The 24,589-nt window shown below is 69.9% G+C and carries 23 protein-coding genes and 2 pseudogenes; 21 read left to right on the top strand and 4 right to left on the bottom strand.

Annotated elements, in window-relative coordinates; all coding sequences use genetic code 11:
* Positions 1-115: 115 nt before the first annotated feature.
* From ACGFIG_RS27940 to ACGFIG_RS27885, 12 genes and pseudogenes are all read left to right on the top strand, one after another.
* Positions 116-850 carry a dienelactone hydrolase family protein gene (locus ACGFIG_RS27940; protein WP_393007855.1) on the top strand — a complete coding sequence of 245 codons (735 nt, stop codon included), beginning with the start codon at positions 116-118 and terminating at the stop codon, positions 848-850.
* Between the two features lie 220 nt (positions 851-1,070).
* Positions 1,071-1,568, top strand: a complete 498-nt coding sequence (locus ACGFIG_RS27935) for a hypothetical protein (RefSeq protein ID WP_393007853.1) — start codon at positions 1,071-1,073, stop codon at positions 1,566-1,568.
* 186 nt (positions 1,569-1,754) lie between these two features.
* Positions 1,755-2,735, top strand: coding sequence for a helix-turn-helix domain-containing protein (locus ACGFIG_RS27930; RefSeq protein ID WP_393007851.1), 981 nt, complete (start codon positions 1,755-1,757; stop codon positions 2,733-2,735).
* Between the two features lie 240 nt (positions 2,736-2,975).
* Positions 2,976-3,335 (top strand): DUF6355 family natural product biosynthesis protein, encoded by a 360-nt coding sequence (locus tag ACGFIG_RS27925; RefSeq protein WP_393007849.1) that lies wholly within the window; start codon positions 2,976-2,978, stop codon positions 3,333-3,335.
* 585 nt (positions 3,336-3,920) lie between these two features.
* Positions 3,921-5,178, top strand: a pseudogene (locus tag ACGFIG_RS27920) (IS256 family transposase).
* Between the two features lie 33 nt (positions 5,179-5,211).
* Positions 5,212-5,610, top strand: a complete 399-nt coding sequence (locus ACGFIG_RS27915; RefSeq protein WP_393007847.1) for an NUDIX domain-containing protein — start codon at positions 5,212-5,214, stop codon at positions 5,608-5,610.
* A gap of 120 nt (positions 5,611-5,730) precedes the next feature.
* Positions 5,731-6,264, top strand: coding sequence for an SUKH-4 family immunity protein (locus ACGFIG_RS27910; RefSeq protein WP_393007845.1), 534 nt, complete (start codon positions 5,731-5,733; stop codon positions 6,262-6,264).
* Positions 6,265-6,385: 121 nt separating this feature from the next.
* Positions 6,386-7,009 carry a hypothetical protein gene (locus ACGFIG_RS27905; RefSeq protein WP_393007843.1) on the top strand — a complete coding sequence of 208 codons (624 nt, stop codon included), beginning with the start codon at positions 6,386-6,388 and terminating at the stop codon, positions 7,007-7,009.
* Between the two features lie 356 nt (positions 7,010-7,365).
* A pseudogene (locus ACGFIG_RS27900) lies at positions 7,366-8,025 on the top strand (Type 1 glutamine amidotransferase-like domain-containing protein); the annotation flags it as partial.
* 124 nt (positions 8,026-8,149) lie between these two features.
* On the top strand, positions 8,150-8,965 hold the full coding sequence (locus ACGFIG_RS27895) for a class I SAM-dependent methyltransferase (protein WP_393007841.1): 816 nt from the start codon (positions 8,150-8,152) through the stop codon (positions 8,963-8,965).
* Positions 8,966-9,140: 175 nt separating this feature from the next.
* Positions 9,141-9,710 carry a dihydrofolate reductase family protein gene (locus ACGFIG_RS27890; RefSeq protein ID WP_393007839.1) on the top strand — a complete coding sequence of 190 codons (570 nt, stop codon included), beginning with the start codon at positions 9,141-9,143 and terminating at the stop codon, positions 9,708-9,710.
* Positions 9,711-9,967: 257 nt separating this feature from the next.
* Positions 9,968-10,549 carry a GNAT family N-acetyltransferase gene (locus ACGFIG_RS27885; RefSeq protein WP_393007837.1) on the top strand — a complete coding sequence of 194 codons (582 nt, stop codon included), beginning with the start codon at positions 9,968-9,970 and terminating at the stop codon, positions 10,547-10,549.
* A gap of 99 nt (positions 10,550-10,648) precedes the next feature.
* Here the strand turns inward: ACGFIG_RS27885 and ACGFIG_RS27880 are convergent, their stop codons facing one another.
* Both ACGFIG_RS27880 and ACGFIG_RS27875 read right to left on the bottom strand, forming a co-directional pair.
* Complete coding sequence (locus ACGFIG_RS27880) at positions 10,649-11,596, bottom strand: alpha/beta fold hydrolase (protein ID WP_393007836.1); 948 nt, start codon at positions 11,594-11,596, stop codon at positions 10,649-10,651.
* On the bottom strand, positions 11,539-12,108 hold the full coding sequence (locus tag ACGFIG_RS27875; RefSeq protein ID WP_393007834.1) for a TetR/AcrR family transcriptional regulator: 570 nt from the start codon (positions 12,106-12,108) through the stop codon (positions 11,539-11,541). The genes ACGFIG_RS27880 and ACGFIG_RS27875 overlap by 58 nt, the downstream gene beginning before the upstream one ends.
* 246 nt (positions 12,109-12,354) lie before the next feature.
* Here ACGFIG_RS27875 and ACGFIG_RS27870 point away from each other — a divergent pair, with 246 nt between their 5' ends.
* The 3 genes from ACGFIG_RS27870 to ACGFIG_RS27860 all read left to right on the top strand — a co-directional run bounded on the left by ACGFIG_RS27870 (position 12,355) and on the right by ACGFIG_RS27860 (position 15,209).
* Positions 12,355-13,470, top strand: a complete 1,116-nt coding sequence (locus ACGFIG_RS27870) for a M24 family metallopeptidase (RefSeq protein WP_393007832.1) — start codon at positions 12,355-12,357, stop codon at positions 13,468-13,470.
* Positions 13,467-14,609 (top strand): acyl-CoA dehydrogenase family protein, encoded by a 1,143-nt coding sequence (locus ACGFIG_RS27865; RefSeq protein WP_393007830.1) that lies wholly within the window; start codon positions 13,467-13,469, stop codon positions 14,607-14,609. The genes ACGFIG_RS27870 and ACGFIG_RS27865 overlap by 4 nt, the downstream gene beginning before the upstream one ends.
* 93 nt (positions 14,610-14,702) lie before the next feature.
* Entirely contained in the window at positions 14,703-15,209 is a 507-nt protein-coding gene (locus ACGFIG_RS27860) for an Lrp/AsnC family transcriptional regulator (protein ID WP_393007828.1), read from the top strand.
* On the opposite strand, the gene ACGFIG_RS27855 is transcribed toward ACGFIG_RS27860, so the two are convergent.
* Together ACGFIG_RS27855 and ACGFIG_RS27850 are read right to left on the bottom strand one after the other, a co-directional pair.
* Positions 15,139-15,750, bottom strand: coding sequence for a histidine phosphatase family protein (locus tag ACGFIG_RS27855; protein WP_393007826.1), 612 nt, complete (start codon positions 15,748-15,750; stop codon positions 15,139-15,141). The two genes, ACGFIG_RS27860 and ACGFIG_RS27855, sit on opposite strands and share 71 nt — an antisense overlap.
* A 278-nt stretch (positions 15,751-16,028) precedes the next feature.
* Positions 16,029-17,435, bottom strand: coding sequence for a KamA family radical SAM protein (locus ACGFIG_RS27850; RefSeq protein ID WP_393007824.1), 1,407 nt, complete (start codon positions 17,433-17,435; stop codon positions 16,029-16,031).
* Between the two features lie 153 nt (positions 17,436-17,588).
* On the opposite strand from ACGFIG_RS27850, the gene ACGFIG_RS27845 reads away from it, so the two are divergent.
* Genes ACGFIG_RS27845 through ACGFIG_RS27820 form a run of 6 tightly spaced genes read left to right on the top strand, consistent with a single transcriptional unit; the run spans position 17,589 to position 24,332 of the window.
* Positions 17,589-18,638, top strand: a complete 1,050-nt coding sequence (locus ACGFIG_RS27845; RefSeq protein ID WP_393007970.1) for a zinc-binding alcohol dehydrogenase — start codon at positions 17,589-17,591, stop codon at positions 18,636-18,638.
* Positions 18,639-18,643: 5 nt separating this feature from the next.
* Positions 18,644-20,212, top strand: coding sequence for an amidohydrolase (locus ACGFIG_RS27840; protein WP_393007822.1), 1,569 nt, complete (start codon positions 18,644-18,646; stop codon positions 20,210-20,212).
* A 58-nt stretch (positions 20,213-20,270) separates the two neighbouring features.
* On the top strand, positions 20,271-21,833 hold the full coding sequence (locus ACGFIG_RS27835) for a lysine 5,6-aminomutase subunit alpha (protein WP_393007820.1): 1,563 nt from the start codon (positions 20,271-20,273) through the stop codon (positions 21,831-21,833).
* Complete coding sequence (locus ACGFIG_RS27830; RefSeq protein WP_393007819.1) at positions 21,830-22,609, top strand: OAM dimerization domain-containing protein; 780 nt, start codon at positions 21,830-21,832, stop codon at positions 22,607-22,609. Before ACGFIG_RS27835 ends, ACGFIG_RS27830 begins: the two co-directional genes overlap by 4 nt.
* Positions 22,606-22,998, top strand: a complete 393-nt coding sequence (locus ACGFIG_RS27825) for a hotdog domain-containing protein (RefSeq protein ID WP_393007817.1) — start codon at positions 22,606-22,608, stop codon at positions 22,996-22,998. The genes ACGFIG_RS27830 and ACGFIG_RS27825 overlap by 4 nt, the downstream gene beginning before the upstream one ends.
* Entirely contained in the window at positions 22,995-24,332 is a 1,338-nt protein-coding gene (locus ACGFIG_RS27820) for a glutamate mutase L (RefSeq protein WP_393007815.1), read from the top strand. The genes ACGFIG_RS27825 and ACGFIG_RS27820 overlap by 4 nt, the downstream gene beginning before the upstream one ends.
* Positions 24,333-24,589 lie beyond the last annotated feature (257 nt).

Below are 24,589 nucleotides of genomic sequence, written 5' to 3'. Positions count from 1 at the left end.
GACCGAGGAGGTGGTACCCGTGAACGTTTCGACATGGGTGCTCCCCTCTGGGGTCACGGTCGGGCGATAGGTCGTCCGGGAGCGCCGTCCACGAGCACTCCCGAAAGGCACGACCATGCGATTCACTACTGAGCAGCGCCTCGATGACGACGTCCTCGAACGCGAATTCACCCTCGGTGAGATCCCCGGCATCCTGTGGACGCCCGCATCCGCATCGGCGCCGGTCCCGCTGATCCTGCTCGGCCACCCCCCGCTCGGACTGCGCACGATGTACCCCCGCCTGGTGGCGCGGGCCCGGCGCGTTGCGGCGGAGGGCTTCGCCGCGGCCACCATCGAACTGCCCGGCAGCGGTGACCGGCCCCGCTGGGCCGCCGCCGAGGCGGCCCGCGCCGACCTGCGCCGGGCCATGGAGGCCGGCGAGCCGGTCAGCGACGAGATCATCGACGCCCTCGTCCTCCCGCTCGTCGACAAAGCGGTCCCGGAATTGCAGGCCACCCTGGATGCCCTCCTGTCGCTGCCCGAGATCGGCGGCCCGGTCGGGTACTCGGGGGGAGTGATCTCTGTCGGCATCCGGCTCGCGGTGGTCGAGCCGCGCATCGTGGCCGCCGGGTTCTTCGCCGGAAGTTTCGTGCCTCGTGTCATGTTCGAGGAGGCCCGACAGGTCACCATTCCGCTGCATGTCCTGCTGCAGTGGGATGACGAAGGCAACGACCGGCAGGCGGCCCTGGACCTGTTCGACGCCTTCGGTTCCACGGAGAAGACGCTGCACGCCAACATGGGCGGACACACCGGTGTCCCGCAGTTCGCAGGGGAGGACGCGGCCCGGTTCTTCGCTCGGCATCTGCGCTAGCCGCAGGCCAGGGGCCCCGCCGCCAGGCCAGCCGCAGGCGATAGGCGGCGCCGGCCGGCACACCGCCATCGAGGACACGCCCCAGCTCTCCTCGATGGCGGTGGCCAGCAGATGCACCACCGCCCCGATCGCGGCGGTGCCGGGCCACCGGCCGGTATCTCCGCCAGGCCAGGCACCCGCTCGTAGCCGACGAGGATGGGTAGTCGCGGATACTGGCACGGTGATCACCCTGCCCCACGGCCCGTCAGGATTGTCGAAGGCGACCTGGACGGATGCCGACTTCCCTAGCATGGGCTGGCATGATTGCCGGGTCCATGCCGTGAGCATCGGCGAGTACGAGGATGACACTCTTCCGCCTGCCAGGATGCTGCTGGACCTCGACTACATCGTGCGGTGGGTGCAACCCACGGGGCAAGACGGCCGTTTCACCTTCTGGGTCGCCCCCGCGACGCTCGTGTTCGAACGAGCTTGGAACATCGAGGGCACCCTCGGCCCGCTCCACGAAGTCATGGAGATCGCCGACCTTCATCGACTTCCTTCCCCAGACAGCAGTTCGGAACCGTTGTGGCACATCGAGGGTCAGAACTTCGATCTCCGTCTCCGAGCGGCTGCTTACACCCAGCACATCCGGCTACCGCCGCAGCATGTCCACCGGCAGGTCCTCACCTCCACCGAGCGTGCCGGGATCAGCTTCGCCGAGCGGTCCTTCTCGGAATAGCGGTGTACGGATCTGCCGCCGATCGCGCGCGTGTGGCGCCGTCCGGTCGTGCCGAGATGCCTAGCTAGGCGTTTCGTGGTCTCACCAGCCAGCAATGCCTGACCCGCACCATCACGCCGCAACGCCGCTATATCGACGCCAAGCTATCGTGGTCTGACCCCTGCAGCGACAGCGCGAAGGTGAGTCATGGACGTAGTCAGCACCACCGAGGTCCCGGTTGAAGACGGGTTCGCCTTCTGGCGCGAAGTAAACTCGAAGCTCTGGGTGCCCTACGACTTACGCTGTGAACCGCAGTGGGAGCCCGGATTCCGGGCTCAGGTCGGAATCAGCGAGTTCGGTCCCGTGCAGGCGACATTCATGACCACGATGCCGCACGCGGTTCACCGCACTCCCAAGCTCATTCGGCAGGCCGATCCCGAGGTGTTCAAGCTGGGTTGCCTCGTGCGCGGTGGCGGCATGATCACGCAAGACGGCCAGCGCACAGATTTCGGCGTGGGGGACCTGATACTGTATGACACCTCCCGGCCGTACCTGGCCGAATTCACACCGGATGTGCCAGTGAGTCAGCTGCTGCTCCTACGCTTCCCGCGCTCGTTGCTGCCGTTTCCTCCTCGGGAGTTGCGGCGCCTGAGCGCAGTTCGCATCCCTGGCGTCCAAGGCATCGGCGCGTTAACTTCACAATTCATGCAGCAGCTTGCCCGACACATGGACGAACTCAGTCCATTCGACGCCGCCCGGCTGTCCACCGTCACCATTGACGTGTTGACCGCGGCACTGGCCAACGCGCTGGACGTCCAAAGCGCGGTGCCCCCCCACACCCGACGGCGAGCGTTGATGGCTCAGATCCACGCCTTCGTCCGAGAAAATCTGGGCGATCCGCACCTGACACCGGACGCGATCGCCGCAGCGCATCACATCTCGCTGCGATACCTGCACAAGCTGTTCCACGAGGAAGGGCACACGGTCGCCGGCTGGGTCCGCGAGCGTCGCCTGGAGCAGTGTCGACGCGACCTCGCCAACCCCCAACTAGGAGCGCGCCCGATCCGCGCGATCGCCGCCCAGTGGGGGTTCACCAGCCCGGCGCACTTCAGCCAGGCGTTCCGCAACGCCTACGGCCTTTCGCCACGCCAGTTCCGCGAGCAGTGCGCGAGAGTACGCGCAGACTAAAGACTTGTGCGCTTACCAGTAACGACAGGCCCGGCTGCGGCCTGCATCCTTATCTCAGGAAATCCGCTCAGCCAGGGTGGAATCTGATTCCGGCTTACGGAACAAGGTTCACTTGAGCGTACCCCATCGATCCATGTCTTCGCGATGGAAGGAACGCGAGGAATTGCATCGTCGATCAATCTATGCAGCCAGCAGCATCATCTAGGCCGCAGCGGCGGCTGACAGGAGAGCATTGTGAAAATGTGGTACAGAACGGCGTTCCGGATCTCGGCAGTGACCGCGATCCTAGGCGCACTCACCCTGTCCGGGACCGTGGCACAGGCAAGTCCGGGTGCCGGCTCCCGCCTGACCCAACACGAAACCACCGCGGTTCCGGAGCAGGCCAAGCCCGGCAGCGACGACGTCGCCGCGCAGGTTTGCGGTTACTACGAGGACGCGGTGACGGCCTGGTACAACCACTGCGGAAGCACCCACGTGATCATCTACGTCGACGCGACGTGGCCCCGCGACGACTGGACCTGGTGCATCGGCCCGGGAACGTGGGACATCGGCGGCGCCAACGCCGTATCCAACGCCTGGTACGCGGGTCAAACCTGTTGAACCGTCAGCCAATCGCTGCGCGAACCTCCACCTAAACCGCAAGGCGCTTGCGCCGCCACCGACTGCCGGCGGTCGCGATGGGCCGCACGGGGAGGCTGAAGGGGAATCATTGTTCGTGGCTCAGTCTCCGGACGGATCTGGAGACTGAGCCACTTGCTCGTTGGCATGGCGGGCGCGATGCTCACGGTCGGGATCGTGGTGGATCGGGGCCTGGAGTGATCGATCTGGCGTCCGTGGGCTGGGCGGCGGCGGCCGTCTTCGCCGCGGACGCGGTGCGTGCTGCGCGGGAGCGGCGGGCTGCCCGAGGGGTGCAGGCGTTGCTGCGGGCCGAGGCACGCCAGCGGGAAGAACGCCGTCGGTTGACCGAGGAGTGGCTGCGGATCGCCTGGGACCTGCACGACAGCGTCGCGCACGCGAATGACCACCATCAACGTCAGGCCGCGATGGCCACCGGCAGGGCAACCCGCCGACGAGCAATGCTCAAGACCTGTGGATCGGCCGGGAAGGGGCGTACCTTCCCGGTGATCGATTCGTGTAGGTCTCTAGCAGGGCCGACGTTGGCGCGTCGGTCGGGAAGGCACGCCGGTGCTGACTGTAGTCGCCGAGGACGGACAGCGACGCGATGGCGTTTCGCCGTTGGACGAGGCCGTCCGTGAGGGGACGCGACGGACGGTGGCCGCCTGCGCTGGAGGCCGAGGTCGACGCCTATCTGGGGAGCTGGCACATGAACGTGATGCGCGGGGCCGGCGCCTGGTGGTGCGTAACGGCCACGCCCAGCTGCGGCAGGGGATCACGTGGGCGGGGGCGGTCGAGGTGGTCGCGCCGCGGGTCAATGACAAGCGCGTCGACCCGGCTACCGGGCAGCGTCGGCGGTTCCGGTCGGCGATCCTGCCGCCGTGGTGCCGCAAGAGCCCGAAGGTAGCCGAGGTACTACCTCTGCTCTGTCTGCATGGTTTGTCGACCGGTGATTTCGTCCCGGCCCTGGAGTCGTTCCTCGGCTCGGCCGCCGGCCTGTCCTCGGCCACGATCACACGGCTGAGCAAGCAGTGGACCGACGACTACCACGCCTTCTGCAAGCGGGACTTGTCCAGCGTCGATTACGTGTACGTGTGGGCCGACGGTATTCACGTCAATGTGCGCCTGCAGGAGGACAAGCTGTGCCTGCTGGTGGTCGTCGGGGTCCGCGCCGACGGGGTCGAAGGAGCTGGTCGCCCTGGCTGACGGCTACCGGGAGTCGACCGGTTCGTGGGCTGACCTGCTGCGTGACTGCGCTCGTCGGGGTATGCGGGCCCCGGTCCTCGCGGTCGGTGACGGCGCGCTCGGGTTCTGGGCTGCGCTGCGGGAGGTCTTCCCCGATACCCGGGAGCAGCGCGACTGGGTGCACAAGACGGCGAACGTTCTGGCCGCGTTGCCCAAGTCCGCCCATCCGGGCGCGAAGGCCGCCCTGGCTGAGGTCTACAACGCCGAGGACAAGCGACACGCCCACGCCGCGGCGAAGCGGTTCGCTGGCACCTACGGGGTCAAGTTCCCCAAGGCCGTCGCCAAGGTCATCGACGACCTCGACGAGTTGCTGACGTTATACGACTTCCCCGCCGAGCACTGGATCCACCTACGTACCTCGAACCCGATCGAGTCGACCTTCGCGACGGTGCGCCACCGCACCCGCGTCACCAAGGGCCCCGGCAGCCGAGCCGCCGGCCTGGCCATGGCGTTCAAGCTGATCGAGTCCGCGCAGGACCGGTGGCGAGCGGTGAACGCACCACACCTGGTCGCCCTCGTCCGCGCCGGCGCTACCTTCATCGACGGCCAACTGGTCGAGCGCCCGACCGGCCTGGCCGCATAGCTCACCACTGACAAACCCCAGGGAGCGCCAAGCATGACCATCATCGACAAGATCGCCTGGATCCACCTTGAGAACGGCGCGATCCTCAGCTCCCGATCACGCGGCAAGGACGTCTATTACATCCCCGGCGGCAAGCGAGAACCAGGCGAAGGCGACATCGACACCCTCGTCCGCGAGATCCAGGAAGAACTCAGCGTGACCATCGCCCCCGACACCGCCGACCACGTCGGAACCTTCCACGCCCAAGCCCATGGCCACCCCGACGGGACGATGGTCCGCATGACCTGCTATACCGCCGACTACCAAGGCGTCCTGCAGCCCAACAGCGAGATCGAGGAGATCGTCTGGCTCACCCACGCCGACCGCCACCGGGTCTCCCCAGTCGACCAGATCATCTTCGATCACCTACACGAGACCGCACGCATGCGCTGAGACAACGTCAACGCCCGTCCACAGGTATTGACAATTTCTCCCGAACGGATCTTCTGCTGGAGTGCTAGCCACTACAGAAACACCGGGTGCCTGGAACCCTGCCCGGACTACCCTCATGGCGTGCGCCCCGATGATCTTCCGTTGCCTCCCGCGTTCGAAGCGGTTACGGCCTGGGCTGGTACTGGGCGGGTGGTGCGTGCCACCGAGCTGGACGTGGCGACGTGGCGGCTTCCCGAGCCGCAGAAGACCGCGCTGGTCCGCTGTGGCGTGCCGCTGATCGATGACCTCGTGAGTGTGGTGTCGTTCCACGCAGAAGCGACGACGTACCGGTTGGCGAACTCCGACGACCTGGGCTGGGTGTACGGTGCCGCGCCGGGGACCGGGGAGGTGCAGGCATGCTCGTCGGACGGTGACACCTGGTTCGTCAACTCGACCGTTAACCACTGGCTGTGTTCACTGCACATGGTCGGGATCTGGCTGACCAGCTCGACCGCCATCGGCCGCTGGGACGAGGACGGACAGGCCGAAGAGGAAGCGCTCGCGGAGCTCGCCGAGCTGTTGGAGCGGATCCGGGCCTATGACCCGCCCGCGTTCGGGGACGGTGACCATGGAACCCACTTCTGGCCCGCAGTGCTCGACCGGTGGCTTTACTGATCGACGTAGCCGTCCTCTTCTGCCGCCGATCGGAGGCGGGGTTCTCTCACCGTTTGCTCGACGGGCTGCGCATCCCCCTCGTGCCGAGGGGCGCGTGCCTCGCCGGGATAGCGTTGGTGACGTGACGGAGCCCGACTACAGCCGCGCGAAGATCACGGTCCTGGAGTTCGACGACTCTGTACGCAAGCGACCCGGCATGTATTTCGGGGTAGGCAGGGATGACCCTCGTCTGGCGACTCGGGTGCTGTGCGCGGTCGTGGGGCACGCGTTTCATCCGGCAACCAGGGTCGCCGCGAGTCACACGCCTGACGTCGTGGCGGAGGTCATTGCTGATCTCGTCTTCTCGGTGACCGACGACCAGGCGGACATCCTGACCGGGCGGGGCATGCCGAAGCTCGGCTACAACGACTCGCTGCTCACCAGCGATCGGTGGTTGAGCGCTGCGGCGGCGGCTGTGAGTTCGCAGACGACCGTCGAAGTCTGGCGACACGGCCACGGCTTTCGGCAGAGCCTCATCGGCTTACGGCCGGTCGAGCCACCTGCGGAGTTCTCCGCTCCCGCCGGAGCCGGCACCCGTGTGGCCTTCGTCCTCGATCCCACCTACGTCGGTTCATCCGCGATCACCACCGATCTCGCCAGCCTCGACCTGCACGGTCCGCACTGCACCGACACCACCGGGCCCGGCAAGGTCGTCATCCGGGACCTCAGGGAGCCAAGCCGCCCACACGAATACCGGTGTGCCTGACCCGGGCATCCGGCCGGCGGATGGACCGGCAGGCCGCCACCCGCCGGACCGAGAACCACCATGCGTTACGACAGAGCCCGCAAGAACCTCGACCGGCACCCGAACTACCTCCTCGCCGCGTACACGGCCTCCGGAACATAGCCAGCGCTCACGGCCCTACCGATGAGCGTTCGTCACGACAGGACCATCCGACGCCTCTCGGTCAGGCGCGGTGCTGTGCGAGGTGGGGCCTGATGCGCCATGTGCCGCAGCCGTCTCACGGACGTCCGGAGGCGGACGTCGGCCTACGATGTGTCCCGGCTCGGCCCGCCTGACCATCGAGCGCGTTCAACTCCACTCACGATCTTGGAGGTGCCTTGAAGCTCTTGCTTACGTCCGGAGGGGTAACGAACCCAAGCATCCACTCGGCGCTCGTGCAGCTTCTCGGTAAGCCGGTCTCCGAGTGCCGTGCCCTGTGCGTCCCGACAGCGCAGTGGGGTCACCCGATGTGCGGACCGGCATCGGTGCGGGGCTTCGTGGCCGCCGACCCTGCTTCCGGTTGGCGGCACCTGTCCGGCCTGGGCTGGGCTTCGCTCGGTGTCCTCGAGCTCACGGCGCTGCCCAGCATCGGGGCAGAGCGATGGATTCCCTGGGTCCGGGAGACCGATGTGCTGCTGGTCGACGGTGGCGACGCGACGTACCTGTGTCACTGGATGCGAGAGTCCGGGCTGGCCGATCTGCTGCCCTCGCTGCCCGACACCGTCTGGGTGGGGGTGAGCGCGGGAAGCATGGTGATGACGCCCCGGATCGGGTCGTACTTCGTCGAATGGTCGTCGGCGCTGGACGACCGAGCTTTGGGAGTCGTCGACTTCTCGATCTTTCCGCACCTGAACCTCTTCCCCACGAACACCCTGGCCGACGCCGAGCGGTGGGCGGCCGACATCGGCGTGCCGGCCTACGCCATCGACGAACAGACGGCCATCAAGGTCGTCGACGGCTCCGTCGAAGTGATTTCTGAAGGGCAGTGGGTGAAACTCGGGAAATTGTCAACTCGGCGGCCATCCGGATCTGCCGCTGATCGCGCGGTCACGCCGAGTCGAGTACGTCGTGTTCGGCGCAAATTTGGTAGCGGTCCCCTGCGTCGATCGCAATGATGCCGGCGTGGATCAGCATTCGGTCGACATCGTCGAGTACTACACCTTCCGGTACAGCGAAGACGCTCGACTGGACGCCCGACCTCAGGCGCGGCTGGAGCGTACGCGGACGATGGAGCTCCTGCGGGACCTGTTACCACCTCCGCCGGCCCGGCTGTTGGATGTCGGCGGCGGGACCGGCCATTACGCGCGGGCCCTTGTCGCCGCCGGGCATCAGGTCCGTCTCGTGGATCTGGTGCCGAGCCATGTGGCGCAGGCCGCCGGCGGGCAGCCCGCGCTCGACGCGGTGGTGGCTGATGCTCGCGAGTTGCCCGAGGACGACGATCTCTACGACGCCACGTTGCTTCTGGGGCCCCTCTACCACCTGGTGCGCGTCGAGGACCGGTTGAAGGCTCTGCGCGAGGCTGCCCGGGTCACGCGCCCGGGAGGCCGTGTCGTCGCCGCGGCGATCTCGCGTTTCGCTGGACCGATCGACTTCGCGGCTACGGGGCGTCTGACCGAGACGGCGGTCCAGGAAGCCCGGGCGTTGCTCACTGACGGGGTGAACGATCCGCGTAGCAGCTTCACCCCGGCCTACTTCCACCGGGTTGAGGAACTCGTCGACGAATGCCGGACCGTCGGCCTGACCGACGTCGTGGTGCACGGACTCGAAGGGCCGGCCTGGGCGGCAGCCGAGGCCGCGGCGAACGGGCCGTTGTCCGATGTGGTCTTCGTCGGCGCACTGAATCTCGCCCGGGTCTACACCAGCGAGCCTTCGCTGATAGCCGCGAGCGCGCATCTGCTTGCCACCGGGCTGATCCCGGAGAGGCGTACGGCACCATGAACAATGCGCTCGAATCGGGCGGAACTCAGACGGCGTGCCCGCCCGCTTGACGGAGAGTGTCGGACACCGCCAGTAATGTGAGGGCCGATCGCCGAACAGGCCGCGGACGTCGGCGGGGTGCAGGAACAATCAACGGTCCGGTGATTGCGCGGCGCGCCTCAGGGAGAGCAACGAGATGAGACCACTTCGCTACTCGATCAACGTCACGCTCGACGGCTGCTGCCATCACGAGGCAGGGCTCCCCCCGGACGAGGAGTCGATGCGCCACTGGACCGCTGAGATGGAACGGGCCGATGCCCTGCTATTCGGCCGGGTGACCTACGAGATGATGGAATCGGCGTGGCGGCGGCCGGCCACGGGCAGGTGGCCTGACTGGATGGGCGAGTGGGAGATCCCGTTCGCCGAGACCATCGACCGGGCGAAGAAGTACGTCGTGTCGAGCATGCTGAGCGGGGTCGACTGGAATGCCGAGCTGCTGCGAGGCGATTTGAAGCAAGCGGTTCAGCAGCTCAAGCAGAAGCCAGGCGAAGGCCTGTTCGTGGGTGGCGTGACGCTCCCTCTGGCGTTGGCAGATCTGGGGCTGATCGACGAGTACGCGTTCCTTGTGCAGCCGGTCCTTGCCGGACACGGGCCGACGTTGCTCGCCGGTCTGCGCGAGCGCATCCAACTCGAGCTGGTGGATCGCCATGAGTTCCGGTCGGGAGCGTCCGCCGTGCGATACCGGCCCATACGAGTCACGGCTTGACGTGATGTGTCCTGCCACCGTGGCCGGCCGGGTTGCTGTCGAGGCTCTCTAACAGCCTGCGGACGCGACCGGCGGCGCGGTGAGGGGTGTTCTGAACACGGCGGTGGGCCAGGACGAAGATGCGGTGCACCCCCACGCAGTCATCACGAACTCAGCCCGCGACCGAGGCGACTGCCTTCGCCGCCCGCCGAGAAACCCGTTGCGAGTGGCCGGCATCGGGTGTCTGGTTGATCGGCCACGAATCACGGGGAGAGAACATGACGCGTGTGACGCTGCCCGCCCCCACGCTGCACACCGCTCGCCTGCGACTGCGTCCCTTCGACGACGCGGATGCGAACGATCTCTTCGCGTTGCACAGCAGCGCCTACGTGCTGCGCTACTGGGATTCGCCGCCGTGGAGCGAACACGCCCGCGCCGAGCGGTTCATTACGGGTTGCCGGCAGATGGCAGAGGAGGGCACCGGGGCGCGGCTGGCCGTGGATCGTGTCTCAGACGGGGCGTTCATCGGCTGGTGCGGCCTGAACCAGTGGAACCCGGACTACCGCAGCGCGTCGCTGGGCTACTGCTTCCACGATGCAGCGTGGGGCCACGGCTACGCGACGGAGGCCGCACGCGCCTTGCTGCAGTGGGCATTCGACACGCTGGACCTGAATCGGGTCCAGGCCGAGGCCGATACACGCAACGTGGCGTCTGCCCGCGTGCTGGAGAAGCTCGGGTTCATGCGTGAAGGGACGCTGCGGGAAGACTGCGTCGTGAACGGCGAGGTATCCGACTCGTGGGTCTACGGGCTGATCAGGCGCGAGTGGCGGCCGTCGTCCGAGCTGACTGCCGCCTCCTGAGCCCCCGCGTCGCAGCCTGGGCGCGGTTGCGGACCGGCCAGCCGGTTGGCCGCGAACCCACCTCGCCAGCTCACGTTCCCTGGGTGCGACGCTCTGCGGTCAGCGTTCCTCGATCAGCGCCCTGAACGCGCCGGCGAACTGCGCGGGACGATCGACGGGCCCGAGATGGCCGCCGGGAAACTCGGTCAGGGGGAGTCCGAGCCGGGTGGCGAGGGCCGCGGCGGCCCGGTAGGGAAGCTGGCCCCGGGAGTCGATGCCGGCGATGGGGACCAGGCGCGAACTCACCGCGGCGAGCGCGGTCAGGTCGACCTCACCGGTGGCGAACGGGATCAGGATGTGCTCCAGGAACAGCGGTTGGAACTCGCCGAGCACAGTGAACAGCTCCAGCAGTTCCGGGGTGGGTGGTTCGGGGAGGGTCCCGGCGTAGCCGTCGAGCCAGTCGCCGACGTGGCGCAGGTCCGGGATGTCCGTGCCGGGCGCGGGAGCCGTCATGGTCTCGGTCATGAGCCGAGCCGCTTCGTCCATCCCGCCGGTGCGCGCGGCGGCGCGGACCGCTTCGAGCGCGGTGCGGTGGCGTCCGGCGTCCGGCAGCAGACCGAGCAGCGGGGGCTCGTGGACGACCGCGAGGCGCAGACAATCGGGGTGCCGGGTCAGCAGCTCAAGGGTGGTGATGGCGCTGGCGCTGAGGGCGAACACGGTCGGCGGCTCGTCGAAGAGCCTGTCGATCACGCCGAGGATGTCCTCGGCGTAGGCCTTCGGGTGCTGGTCGACGTGCACGGTGCCCGGCGGCGCCGAGACCAGGCGGCTGGACACGGCGACGACGCGGTAGTAATCGGCCAGGTGCGCGGCGAGGCCGTCGAGGACGCCGGCGTGCCCGGCACCGCCGGGCAGGAGCAGCAGCGGAGGACCGTCACCGCGGTAGCGGTAGTCGATGGGAGTGCCGTCGAGGGTGAGCGTTCCGGTGTGGATGGCGTTCTCCTGTCGGGTTGCTAGATCTTCGACCAGTTGGCCAGGGTGTGGTGGAGCGTGTCGACCGCCCGCCGCCATGAGGCCTCGACGCTGTGGTCGGCGGTGAAGCCGCCGGTGGCCTCCAGGTCGCTGAAGCCGTGCAGGGTGCTGCGTAGCAACCGGACCGCGTCAGTGGCGTCGGGTTCGGAGAGGTCGTAGCCGCGCAGCAGCGCGTAGCAGACCTCGACGATGCGAGCCACACCCGCCGACGCGGCGGGCTCCTCTGACGACACCGGATGCCGGGTGGCCGCGTAGCGACCCGGATGCCCGGTCGCCAGCGCGCGGTAGGTGTCGGCGAAGGCGATCAGGGCGTCGTGACGGGATCGTCCCGCCACGGCCGAGCCCAGCGCGTCGGCCCATTCGTTGAGCGCGAGCAGCGCCACCCGCTCCCGCAGGTGGGCGAGGCCCCGGATGTGGGTGTAGAGGCTGGCGTCGCGGACGCCGAAGCGCTTCGCGAGCGCCGCCAGCGTCAGATTCTCGAAGCCGATCTCGTCGGCGAGGTCGGCGGCGGCGGACACCAGGGCGTCCGGAGTGATCCCCGCGCGCGGCATAAGGCTTCCTAACCTCCCTAGGATTAGCCCTAATGTACACAGGCGAGGAGCGGGCGCAACGCCGCCGGCGGCCGGACGGAGCGGCGCCCGCAGTGGCGCAGACGTGGGGCGCGGAGATCCTCGAGGCAGGCCGGCCCCGGGGAGAGCCAGCCATGCCGTGAATCGTGGCGTTCGATGGACCGGAGATTGCCCCCCCGGTGGCGGGTGGGGCTCCGTCCGTTCCCGAACGACCGTTAAGCTGGGCGGGTGGGATCCGACGAGTTGTATCCGCCCCGACGGCTGGCCGACGCCCGGCACGCCACCGCCGCCGCCGGCCTGGACGCGCTGCTGATCACCCCCGGCTCCGACCTGCGCTACCTGACCGGCTACGACGCCCACGAGGGGGAGCGGCTCACCTGCCTCGTGCTGCCCGCGCAGGGCGCGCCGACCCTGATCGTGCCGACCCTGGAGCGTCCGGCCGCCGAGGCGTCCCCGGCGCCGGCCACCGGCGTACGCATCGTCGACCACGCCGACGGCAGCGACCCGTACCCGCTGCTCGTCGCCGCCCTCGGCGGACCGGTGGCGACGGTCGGGCTGGCCGACCGGATGTGGGCCGAGCAGGTCCTCGCCCTGCGCGCGGCGCTGCCCGGCACCGCCCAGCGGTTGGCCGGCGAGGTGCTGCGCGAGTTGCGCCTGCGCAAGTCCCCGGCCGAGGTCGCGGCGCTGGCCGAGGCGGGCGCGGCGATCGACGCCGTGCACGCGCGGATGGGGGAGTGGCTGCGGCCGGGACGCACCGAGGCGGAGGTGGGCGCGGACATCGCCGCGGCGATCCGGACCGCCGGCCACGTGAGCGTGGACTTCGTGATCGTCGCCGCCGGCCCGAACGCCGCCAGCCCGCACCACGGCACCTCCGACCGGCCGATCGGCGCCGGCGAGCCGGTCGTCGTGGACATCGGCGGAACGATGCCGTCGGGCTACCGCTCCGACTGCACCCGCACCTACGTCGCGGGTGCCCCGGCGCCGGCCGAGTTCGTCGACTACTACGCGGTGCTGCACGCCGCCCAGCGGGCAGCGGTGGCCGCGGTCCGCCCCGGGGTCACCGCCGAGGAGGTCGACGCGGCGGCCCGCGAGCCGATCGCCGCGGCCGGCTTCGGCGCGGCGTTCCTGCACCGCACCGGCCACGGCATCGGCCTGGACGGTCACGAGGAGCCCTACGTGGTGGCCGGCAACGCCCGCCGGCTGGAGCCGGGGATGGCGTTCTCCGTCGAGCCGGGCATCTATCTGGCGGGCCGCCACGGCGCCCGTATCGAGGACATCGTCGTCTGCACCACGGACGGCGTGCAACGGCTCAACACCACCCCCACGGAGCTCATCGCGCTATGACTGTCGACCGGATCCTGCCCACCGACGAGGCCCACGACCTGCTCGACCTCGCCACCGAACTCGCCGACCGGGAGCTCGCGCCGAAGGCCGCCGGGTTCGAGGAGCGCGCGGAGTTCCCCCGGCAGGTGCTGCGCACCCTCGGGCGGGCGGGCCTGCTCGGCCTGCCGTACGCCGAGGAGCACGGCGGCGCGGCCCAGCCCTACGAGGTCTACCTGCAGGTGCTGGAGATCCTGGCCAGCCGGTGGCTCGCGGTCGCCGAGGCGGTCAGCGTGCACACCCTGTCCTGCTACCCCCTGGCCCAGTTCGGTACGGACGAGCAGCGCAAGCTGCTGCCCGACATGATCGGTGGGGAGTTGCTCGGGGCGTACTGCCTGTCGGAGCCGCAGGGCGGGTCGGATGCCGCCGCGCTGACCACGAGAGCCGTGCGCGACGGCGACGCCTACGTGGTCGACGGCACGAAGGCGTGGATCACCCACGCGCAGGTGGCGGACTTCTACAACATCTTCTGCCGCACCGGCGGGCCCGGCCCGAAGGGCATCTCCTGCCTGCTGGCCGACCGTGCCACGCCCGGCATCGAGCCGCAGGCGGCCGAGCGGACGATGGGGCTGCGCGCCTCCCCGGTGGCACAGATCGCCTTCGACTCGGCCCGGGTGCCGGCCGAGCGGCTGATCGGCGGGGAGGGGGCGGGCTTCACCATCGCGATGTCCGCGCTCGACTCGGGGCGCCTCGGCATCGCCGCCTGCGCCGTCGGGCTGGCCCAGGCGGCGCTGGACTACGCGGTCGGCTACGCCCGGGAGCGCCAGCAGTTCGGCAAGGCGATCATCGACTTCCAGGGGCTGGGGTTCACCCTCGCCGACCTGGCCACCCAGATCTCCGCGGCCCGGGCGTTGACGCTGTCCGCGGCCCGGCTGCGCGACGCCGGCCGCCCCTACTCGATCGAGGCGGCGAAGGCCAAGCTCTTCGCCACCGACGTGGCGATGCGGGTGACCACCGACGCGGTGCAGGTGCTCGGCGGGGCCGGCTACGTGGCCGACCACCCGGTGGAGCGCTACATGCGCGAGGCCAAGGTGCTCCAGATCGTCGAGGGCACCAACCAGATCCAGCGGCTGGTCATCTCCCGGGCGCTGGCGAAGGGCTGACGGGTGCCGTCGCGCCGGCGTGACGCCTACGACGTGTCGCGCCGACGCGACACGTCGTCGCCGTGGAGCGGTTTTCCCGGTAGGTTGCACGCCGTGGAGGAGATCGACCGCGCCATCATCGCCGCGCTGACCGCTGACGGTCGGCTGTCGTACACCGATCTGGCGGAGAAGGTGGGCCTTTCGGTCTCCGCCGTGCACCAGCGGGTGCGCCGCCTGGAGCAGCGCGGCGTGATCAAGGGGTACGCCGCCCGGGTCTCCTTCGAGGCCCTGGACCTGCCGCTGACCGCCTTCGTGGCGATCCGGCCGTTCGACCCGTCCCAGCCCGACGACGCCCCCGAACGGCTGGCGCACCTGCCCGAGATCGACTCGTGCTACTCGGTGGCGGGGGAGGACTTCTACCTCCTGCTGGTGCGGGTGGCCAGCCCGACCGACCTCGAGCGCGTGCTCCAGGAGATCCGTACGGCGGCGAACGTGACCACCCGCACGACCGTGGTGCTGTCGACGCCGTACGAGAACCGGCCGCCGAAGATCAGTGCCGAGCCCCTCGTTCGGGGGCGTTCCCGGCCCCCGGGGGAACCGGCTGGTTCCACCGCAGGATGACCCGTCGGCCGTGCTCGTGGCCGAGCACGCTGACGGTGGCGGTGTCCAGCCGCAGCAGCCCGCCGGCCGAGGGCGGCAGGCCGACCCAGCGGGCGCCGAGCACGCGCAGGCTGTGGGCGTGCCCGACGAGGGCGACGGTGCCCCGGTCGAGTAGCGGGTGGACCCGGGCGAGCACCCGGTCGAGGCGTTCGCCGACCTCGTTGGGGGACTCCCCGTCGGGGCAGCCGTCGGTCCAGATGGACCAGCTCGGGTGGTCGTCGCTGATGTCGGCGGTGGTGCGCCCCTCGTACGCGCCGTAGTTCCACTCGGCCAGGTCGTCGAGCGTGCCGGTGACGGTGAGGCCGGCGAGCCGCGCCGTGTGCAGCGCACGGGCGCGGGGGCTGGCGAGGACCGCGGCGAGTCGCCGGCCGGCGAGGAAGCGGCCGAGGGCGCGGGCCTGCCGCTCGCCGTCGGGGGTGAGCTGGAGGTCGGTGTACGAGGTGTGCCGGCGGCTGGCGCTCCAGGTGGTCTCGCCGTGCCGGATCAGCAGGAGCTCTCCCATCCGCCCAGTCAACCAGACACCCATCCCACCCCTTCACCTAGTGTCCTAGGATGCCTTAGCGGGTGTGCGATGCCGCACACCAACGCGACGAAACCTGGCGGCAGGGACCCGAACCGCACGAGGCCAGGGGAGAGGACCGCGTCGGCAGCGAGCACGAATCTGGCCGCCCCTCGTCAGGTCGAGAGGGCGGCCAGGGGCTGCCTTTCCGGTACGGCAGTAGAAAGCACGTCACCCCCGAAGCCGGTGGTCGGCTCGGGGGTGACGGTGTCGCGGGTCGGTCAGTCGTTGCGGTGCGTGGTCCACCACTGCTGGCCGGTCTCGGGCAGGGTGTCGATCGGGTCGTAGTAGGCGTAGCGCTTGTTGAGCGCCTCGGCGTCGGCGGACTCGATAGAGGTGCGGTAGTTCTTCGTCCAGTACGAGATGCCGAGGTCGCGGTCGTACTCGGTGAGCATGTGCACCCAGCGCTTGCCGACGAACGGCACGTCGCAGACGATGCGCGGAGTGGCGTAGCCGGGCAGGTAGCCCATGATGTCGTGCTGGAGCTGCTGGGCGTGCCAGACCGGGACCCGCCAGTGCTCGGCGTTGGGGATCATGTCGCACATGTAGAAGTAGTACGGCAGGATGCCCGCCTCGCCCTGGAGGGCGAAGCAGAGGTCGAGCAGGTCGGGGGCGGTGGCGTTGACGCCGCGCATGAGCACGCCCTGGTTGCGGACGTCGCGTACGCCGACGTCGAGGGCGGTCTGGGCGGCCCTGGCGACCAGCGGGGTGAGCGACTGGGCGTGGTTGACGTGGGTGTGGATGGCGAGGTTGACGCCCCGGCGGGCGGCGGTGCGGGCGACCCGTTCGAGGCCCTCGACGACGTCGGGCTGCAGCCAGTGCTGGGGCAGCCCCATGAGGGCCTTGGTGGCGAGGCGGATGTCGCGGATGGTCTCGATCTCCAGCAGCCGCATCAGGTAGGACTCGAGGTTCTTCCACGGGACGTTGGCCACGTCACCGCCGGAGACGACGACGTCCCGGACGCCGGGGTGGGCCTTGAGGTAGCCGATGTGGGCGTCGTAGCGGTCGACGGGCTTGAGGGTGAGCTTGAGCTTGTCGACGGTGGGGGTGGAGTTGCCCACGAGGTCCATGCGGGTGCAGTGCCCGCAGTACTGCGGGCAGGTGGAGAGCAGCTCGGCGAGGACCTTGGTGGGGTAGCGGTGGGTGAGGCCCTCGGCGACCCACATGTCGTGTTCGTGCAGGGAGTCGCGGCTGGCGTACGGGTGGGAAGGCCAGTCGGTGCGCCGGTCGGAGGCGACGGGGATCATGTAGCGCCGGATGGGGTCGGCGAGGAACGCCTCGGTGGTCATCGGCGCGAACGGCACCATCGTGTTGATCATCTGCGGCGGCACCAGCATGGACATGGTGGCCAGGGCCTTCTGGTCGGCCTCAAGGTCGGCGTAGAAGGTCTCGTCGACCGTGTCGCCGAGGACGGTGCGCAGCTGCTTGACGTTCTTGACGCAGTTGACGCGCTGCCACTGGGCGTTCTCCCACTGCTCGCGGGTGACGTGGCGCCAGCCGGGAAAGCGGGTCCAGTCGGGTTCGACGAGGGGCGCGCGGCGGTATTCGTAGGGCTGTCCGGCGGTGGGGACCGCGACCGGCGCGGGGCGGGGCGGGGACAGGGTCTCCACCGGTTGGGTCTGGGTCACGGCCCCTCCTCGATGTGGTGCGGTTGATCAGCGATCCCGAAGGCTACTGGAAAATATTCGGTGAAGAAATTAGTCTGCCGTAAGTTTTCCCGCTACGCGAGTCCTGGCCGGGGCTTCGAGCGGCATGACAGGGGAGGTCGCGTGACGTCACCGGTGGGTCTGCACCGCGTTGTCGAGCCGGCGGGGGTGCTGCCGCAGGCCGCGTGGCGGCTGGACGCGAGGCCCGAGATCGCGTCGAACGAGGTGCGTATCCGGGTGGAGCGGCTGAACCTGGACGCGGCGAGCTTCCGGCAGCTGTGGGAGAAGCACGGCGGCGACGGTGACGCGGTGCGTGCCGAGGTGCTCGAGATTGTGTCGACGCGCGGCAAGATGCAGAACCCGGTGACCGGGTCGGGCGGGATGCTGATCGGCACGGTGGAGGAGGCGGGGCGGCGCTCCCCGCTGGGGTTGAAGGCGGGGGAGCGGGTGGCGACGTTGGTGTCGCTGACGTTGACGCCGTTGACGATCCTCGACGGGTTGGCCCGTTGGGACGGGCGCAGCGAGCAGGTGCCGTGTGACGGGTACGCGATCCTGTTCGCCCGGTCGATCGCGGCGGTGCTGCCGGCGGATCTCGATCCGCAGCTGTCCCTGGCGGTGCTGGACGTGTGTGGGGCGCCGGCGTTGACGTCGCGGGTGGTGTCGCGGTACGTGGCGGAGCGGGAGCGGGCGGGGGATCCGACGCCGGTGCGGGTGGCGGTGGTCGGTGGCGCGGGCAAGAGCGGGTCGCTGTCGCTGGCGGCGGCGCGGCGGGCGGGTGCCGCCCGTACGGTCGGGGTGGTGCCGGTGGTGGCGGAGCGTGACGCGCTGGCGGCGGTGGGTCTGGCGGACGAGGTGGCGTTGGCCGACGCCCGGGATCCGGTGGCGCTGTCGACGGCGGTGACGACGGCGTTGGGGGCGCCGGCGGACGTGACGGTGGTGTGCGTGGACGTGCCGGGTTGTGAGCATGGCGCGGTGCTGGCGACGGCGGACGGCGGCACGGTGGTGTTCTTCTCGATGGCGACGAGTTTCGCGGCGGCGGCGTTGGGGGCGGAGGGCCTGGCGGCGGACGTGACGATGCTGGTCGGTAACGGGTACGTGCCGGGGCACGCGGAGTTCGCGCTGGGTCTGCTGCGGTCGGAGTCGGGGGTGCGGGCGTTGTTCGAGGCGCGTCTGGCGGCAGACTGATGGTCATGACGAACCCCTCGACTCTGTACCGCGGCGGGACGCTGCACTGCCCGGCCGATCCGAGCGCGACGGCTCTGCTGGTCACCGACGGCAGGATCTCCTGGTTGGGGGCGGACGCGGACGCGCCGGCCGCCGATCGGGTGGTGGATCTGGGCGGGGCGTTGGTGACGCCGGCGTTCGTGGACGCGCACGTGCACGCGACGGACACGGGGTTGGCGTTGTCGGGGCTCGACCTGTCGGGGGTGCGTTCGGCGGCGGAGTTGTTGGACGCGGTGGCGGGGTTCGCGGCGGGGTTGCCGTCGGACGCGGTGGTGTTGGGGCACGGCTGGGACGAGTCGAGCTGGGCGGTGCCGCGGTTGCCGGACGCGGAGGCGCTGGGTCGGGCGGCCGGTGGGCGGCGGGTCTATCTGTCGCAGGCGTCGATCCATTCGGCGTTGGTGTCGGTGGCGTTGTTGGCGGCGTGTCCGCAGGTGGTGTCGGCGGCGGGGTACGACGCGTCGGGTTGGTTGCGGCGCGACGCGCATCACGTGGTGCGGGCGGCGGCGTTCGCGTCGGTGACGCGGGCGCAGCGGGTGGCGGCGCAGCGGGCGGCGTTGGCGCATGCGGCGTCGCTGGGTATCGCGGCGGTGCACGAGTGTGGTGGTCCGGAGATTTCGGACGAGGAGGACTTCACGGGGTTGTTGGCGTTGTCGGGTGACGGTGTGGCGGAGGTGTACGGGTACTGGGGTGAGTTGCTGGGTGCGGCGCGGGCTCGGGAGTTGGGTGCGGTGGGGGCGGGTGGTGATCTGTTCGCCGACGGGGCGTTGGGGTCGCGTACGGCGCATGTGTCGCGGGAGTACCTGGATGGTGACGGGGGTTGCGGGCACGGTTATCTGAGTGCGGAGCAGGTGCGGGAGCATCTGTTGGACTGTGCGGCGCATGGTGTGCAGGGTGGCTTCCACGCGATCGGTGACGCGGCGATCTCGACGGTGCTGGAGGGGTTCGCGGGGGCGGCGGAGAAGTTGGGTACGGATCGGGTGCGGGCGGCGCGGCACCGCGTCGAGCACGCGGAGATCATGAACAAGCGGTTGATCGCGGGGTTCGTGGAGTACGGGATCGTGGCGAGCATGCAGCCGGCGTTCGACCGGTTGTGGGGTGGCGCGGGTCGGATGTACGAGTCGCGGTTGGGCCTGGCGCGGTCGTTGGAGTCGAATCCGATGGGTGCGATGCACGGGGTCGGGGTGGCGTTGGCGTTCGGGTCGGATTCGCCGGTGACGCCGCTGGATCCGTGGGGTTCGGTGCGGGCGGCGGTGTGGCATCACAGTCCGACGCAGCGGATGAGTGTGCGGGCGGCGTTCGCGGCGCACACCCGGGGTGGGTGGCGGGCGGTGCGGCTGGACAACGAGGGTGTGTTGGCGTTGGGGGCGCCGGCGACGTTCGCGGTGTGGTCGACGCCGGCGGGGGTGGAGCGGGGTCTGCCGGTGTTGTTGGCGGCGGATCCGGAGGCGCGTGGTCCGCAGGATCCGACGCCGCTTCCGGTGTGTCGGCGCACGGTGTTGCGCGGTGACGTGATCTTCGAGGAAGGGTCTTCGTGAGCGAGCGAACCATCGGTACGGCGTGTGTCGCCGTCGCGGGTCAGGGTCGGGTGACGGTGTGACGGGCAAGCTTGATCTGGATCCGCGGCTGGTGGCGCGGGCGCGGGAGTTGGCGCGTCGTGCGGGTCAGCCGGTGGTGGATCTGGCGCGTAGCCATACGACGGTGTCGGTGGAGCGGGCGGTGTTGCGGCTGGCCGGGGTGACCGGTGCCGATCCGGACGGTATTCCGTGGGTGAACCGGCTCGTGGACGCGGTGGTCGCGGACGTGGGGTTGGGGCACGGGGTGGCGTTGCCGGTGTTCGATGCGCTCGCCCGGGAGCAGTTGGGTGACGTGACGTTGCTGGCGCAGAAGGCGGCGGCGGGGTCGGTGCGGTTCGAGGTGCCTTCGGGGAAGGCGGCCACGGCGGCGCGGAAGGCGGCGCGTCGGGCGGTCGGTGCGGGGATCCGGGCGATCGACCGGCGGCGCGCGGAGCGGGACCGGTTGGTGAAGCGGTTCGGGGATCCGGCGCAGCGGCCGTGGATTTATCTGATCGTGGCGACGGGGGACATCTACGAGGACATTCCGCAGGCGCAGGCGGCGGCGCGGGCGGGTGCGGATGTCATCGCGGTGATCCGGTCGACGGGGCAGTCGTTGTTGGACTACGTGCCGGAGGGTGCGACGCGGGAGGGTTTCGCGGGCACGTACGCGACGCAGGAGAACTTCCGGTTGATGCGGGCGGCCTTGGACGAGTCGTCGAGGGAGTTGGGCCGCTATGTGCGGTTGACGAACTACGCGTCGGGTCTGTGCATGCCGGAGATGGCGACCCTGGCGGGCCTGGAGCGGCTCGACATGATGTTGAACGATTCGATGTACGGGATTCTGTTCCGGGACATCAATCCGATCCGTACGTTCGTGGACCAGCGGTTCTCGCGGCAGGTGCACGCGCGGGCGGGGATCATCATCAACACCGGTGAGGACAACTACCTGACCACGGCGGACGCGGTGGACGAGGCGCACACGGTGACGGTGTCGCAGTTGCTCAACGAGTTCTTCGCGCACGAGGCGGGGTTGGCGGACTGGCAGTTGGGCCTGGGGCACGCGTTCGAGATCAACCCGGATGTGCCGGAGTCGTTGCGGTTGGAGTTGGCGCACGCGTTGTTGGCGCGGGAGTTGTTCCCGGACGCGCCGTTGAAGTGGATGCCGCCGACGAAGCACATGACCGGGGACGTGTTCCGGGGCAATCTGCTGGACGGGTTCTTCAACCTGGTGGGCACGATGACCGGTCAGGGGATCCTGCTGGTGGGGATGATGACCGAGGCGGTGGTGACGCCGTGGTTGTCGGATCGGGACATCGCGTTGCAGAACGTGCGGTACGTGCTGGGTGCGGCGGGCGGGTTGCACGAGGATTTCGTGCCGGCGCCGGGCGGGTTCATCCAGCAGCGGGCCAACCGGGTGCTGGGTGAGGCGATCGACCTGTTGGAGCGTATCGGTGAGCAGTCGTTGTTGTCGGCGATCGCCGAGGGCACGTTCGGGATCATGAAGCGGCCGGCGGACCGGGGCAAGGGCCTGTCCGGGGTGGCCGGGCACGAGGCGGACTACTTCAATCCGGCTACGGAGATCCTGGAAGGGCCGGTGGCATGAGCGCCGTGGAGGCTGGCGGCGGGGCCGTCGAGAAGAGGATCGTGCGGCCGTACGGGGACACGACGGGTGACGGCATGGTGCAGGTGTCGTTCACGTTGCCGTTGTCGCACGACAAGCGGGCCGAGGGCGCGGCGGTGCAGCTGGCGAACAAGATGGGCATCGACCCGGCGATGCTGGTGCACGCGAAGCCGATGGGTGACGGGTTCACGTTCTTCGTGGTGTACGGGCGGGTGAACCATCTGGTGGACACCTCGGCGGTGCAGGTGGTGGAGCGTGACTTCCCGCTGTTGAGCGCCAAGGAGGTCAACGCGGTGGTGAAGCGGCGGTTGCGGCGCAAGTTGTCGGTGGTGGGGGCGTGCATCGGCACGGACGCGCACACGGTCGGCATCGACGCGATCCTCAACGTCAAGGGCATCGCGGGGGAGAAGGGCCTGGAGTACTACCGGGAGTTGAAGGTCACCAATCTGGGTGCGCAGGTGAGTGTGCCGGAGTTGGTGGAGGCGGCCCGGGTGGAGCGGGCGGATGCGGTGCTGGTGTCGCAGGTGGTGACGCAGCGGGACGCGCATCTGCACAACACGCGGGAGATGTCGGCGGCGTTCCGGGAGGCGATGCCGGCGGGGCGTCGGCCGCTGCTGATCGTGGGTGGGCCGCGTTTCGACGAGACGATGGCCGGCGAGTTGGGCGTGGATCGGATCTTCGGTCGGGGGACGACCCCGGGTGAGGTGGCGAGTTTCCTGGTGCACGCGTTGATCACGGAGAAGAAGGCGAAGGCATGAGTGATTCCCGGGTGGGTCTGACGGTCGTGCACCGACGGTATGTGCCGTATTCGCACGCGCACTACGCGGGCGATCTGGTCGACGGGGCGTACGCGTTGGGGTTGTTCGGGGACGTGGCCACGGAGGTGTGTATCCGTACCGACGGCGACGAGGGGTTGTTCGCGTCGTACTCGGAGGTGCAGTTCCGGGCGCCGATGAAGGCGGGCGACGTGTTGGAGGTGACGGCGACGGTGACGCGGGTGGGTACGCGCAGCCGCACCATCGACTTCGAGGCGCGGGTGGTGTGTCGGGGGCGTCCGGATCGGGGTGAGTCGGCGGCGGAGGTGCTCGCCGAGCCGATCGTGGCGGTCACCGCGACCGGCACGGTGGTCGTTCCGCCGGTGGCGTGAGGTACGCGGTCTGCGCCGACGTCGGGTCCACGTTCACGAAGGTGGCGGTGGTGGACCTCGACGTCGGCGCGTTGGTGGGGGCGTCGGCGGCGCCGACGACGGTGGGTACGGACGTGTTGCACGGCCTGGACGCGGCGGTCGGTGCGGCCACCGCCGGGCTGGGTGTGCGCGGCGCCCCGTGGTACGTGTGTTCGTCGGCCGGTGGTGGGCTGCGGTTGGCCGTGATCGGCTACGAGCGGCTGGTGACGGCGCAGGCGGGCCGGCGGGTGGGTCTGTCGGCGGGCGCGAACGTGGTGCACGTGGCGGCGGGTCGGCTCGGTGCGGCGGACCTGGCGGCGTTGCGGGCGGCGCGGCCGGACGTGGTGCTGCTGGTGGGTGGCACCGACGGCGGTGACGCCGAGACGTTGACGCACAACGCGACGCGGCTGGCGCGGGCCCGTTGGCGGGTGCCGGTGGTGTTGGCCGGCAACGTCGACGTCCGCGACGACCTGCATGCGCTGCTGGCGTCGGCGGGGGTGCCGGTGACGGTGGCCGACAACGTGTTGCCGCGCATCGGGGTGCTGGCGCCGGCGTCGGCGCGCGCGGCGATCCGGGAGGTGTTCCTGCGGCACGTGATCGGCGGGAAGCGGCTGTCGCGGGGGTCGCGGTTCGGGCGGCTGGTGCGCGCGGCCACCCCCGACGCGGTGCTGACCGGGGTGGAGGTGCTGGCCGACGCCCTGGGTGGTGATCTGGTGGTGGTGGACGTGGGTGGCGCCACCACGGACGTGTATTCGGTGCTGACGCCGGACGAGCGGGCCACCGGGCCGGGGCGGGAGGTGGCGGGGGCGCTGTGGCGGGCCCGTACGGTCGAGGGGGATCTGGGCATGCGGTGGAGCGCGCCGGGGGTGGTGCGGGCGGCCGTCGAGGAGCGGCTGCTGACCGGCGCGGAGTGCGACGGGTTGGCGGCCGCGGCGGCGGTGCGGGCCGACGATCCGGGGTTCCTGCCGGCTGGTGACGCCGACCGTGCGGTGGAGGCGCGGATCGCGGCGTTGGCGGCGACGGTGGCGTTGCGGCGGCACGCGCGGGGGGCGGCCACGGGTGAGCGGGCCGGCCGGGATCTGCGTGACGTGCGGCTGCTGGTGGGTTCGGGTGGGGTGTTGCGGCATGCGGCGCCGGCGGACGCGGCGGGAGTGTTGGGTGCGGTGCTGGCCGATCATGCGGGTGGGTGGGCGCTGCCGCGCGCGGCCCGGCCGGTGGTCGACGTCGACTATGTGCTGGCCGCCGGGGGGTTGCTGGCGGCCGAGCATCCGGCGGCGGCGGGGGCGTTGCTGCTGCGGCACCTCGCCGCGCATTGAGACTCGCCGACGCGACACGCCGTGGTGCATCACACGACAGGCCGGGGTGGGTTGACAGCGGCGGGGGTGCACGCCGTACCGTCTTTGAGTCCTACTACGGGAAGCGGCTGTTGTTCGCTTCGTCCCTTCGTCCGCTGGCCGAGCGACATGTGTGCAGTGCGTCGCGGCGGCCAGGTCCAGCGGGCGGGGGTCGGCGGGGCGGCGCGAACCGGCCGCGGTTACCGGTGTACGGGCAGGGTGGGGTGCACGGCCAGTAG

This window comes from Micromonospora sp. NPDC049048 (genome assembly GCF_043197615.1).
Taxonomy (GTDB): domain Bacteria; phylum Actinomycetota; class Actinomycetes; order Mycobacteriales; family Micromonosporaceae; genus Micromonospora.
The sequence above is the reverse complement of the archived record's forward strand: the minus strand, read 5'-3'. Positions and strand labels throughout refer to the sequence as shown.

Bases quoted from the DNA above. Each gene is read 5' to 3' on its own strand.
- ACGFIG_RS27940 (WP_393007855.1), top strand. From the start codon at position 116: ATGCGATTCACTACTGAGCAGCGCCTCGATGACGACGTCCTCGAACGC.
- ACGFIG_RS27930 (WP_393007851.1), top strand. From the start codon at position 1,755: ATGGACGTAGTCAGCACCACCGAGGTCCCGGTTGAAGACGGGTTCGCC.
- ACGFIG_RS27925 (WP_393007849.1), top strand. From the start codon at position 2,976: ATGTGGTACAGAACGGCGTTCCGGATCTCGGCAGTGACCGCGATCCTA.
- ACGFIG_RS27915 (WP_393007847.1), top strand. From the start codon at position 5,212: ATGACCATCATCGACAAGATCGCCTGGATCCACCTTGAGAACGGCGCG.
- ACGFIG_RS27890 (WP_393007839.1), top strand. From the start codon at position 9,141: ATGAGACCACTTCGCTACTCGATCAACGTCACGCTCGACGGCTGCTGC.
- ACGFIG_RS27885 (WP_393007837.1), top strand. From the start codon at position 9,968: ATGACGCGTGTGACGCTGCCCGCCCCCACGCTGCACACCGCTCGCCTG.
- ACGFIG_RS27880 (WP_393007836.1), bottom strand. From the start codon at position 11,596: ATGGCGGCGGGCGGTCGACACGCTCCACCACACCCTGGCCAACTGGTC.
- ACGFIG_RS27875 (WP_393007834.1), bottom strand. From the start codon at position 12,108: ATGCCGCGCGCGGGGATCACTCCGGACGCCCTGGTGTCCGCCGCCGCC.
- ACGFIG_RS27865 (WP_393007830.1), top strand. From the start codon at position 13,467: ATGACTGTCGACCGGATCCTGCCCACCGACGAGGCCCACGACCTGCTC.
- ACGFIG_RS27855 (WP_393007826.1), bottom strand. From the start codon at position 15,750: ATGGGAGAGCTCCTGCTGATCCGGCACGGCGAGACCACCTGGAGCGCC.
- ACGFIG_RS27840 (WP_393007822.1), top strand. From the start codon at position 18,644: ATGACGAACCCCTCGACTCTGTACCGCGGCGGGACGCTGCACTGCCCG.
- ACGFIG_RS27830 (WP_393007819.1), top strand. From the start codon at position 21,830: ATGAGCGCCGTGGAGGCTGGCGGCGGGGCCGTCGAGAAGAGGATCGTG.
- ACGFIG_RS27825 (WP_393007817.1), top strand. From the start codon at position 22,606: ATGAGTGATTCCCGGGTGGGTCTGACGGTCGTGCACCGACGGTATGTG.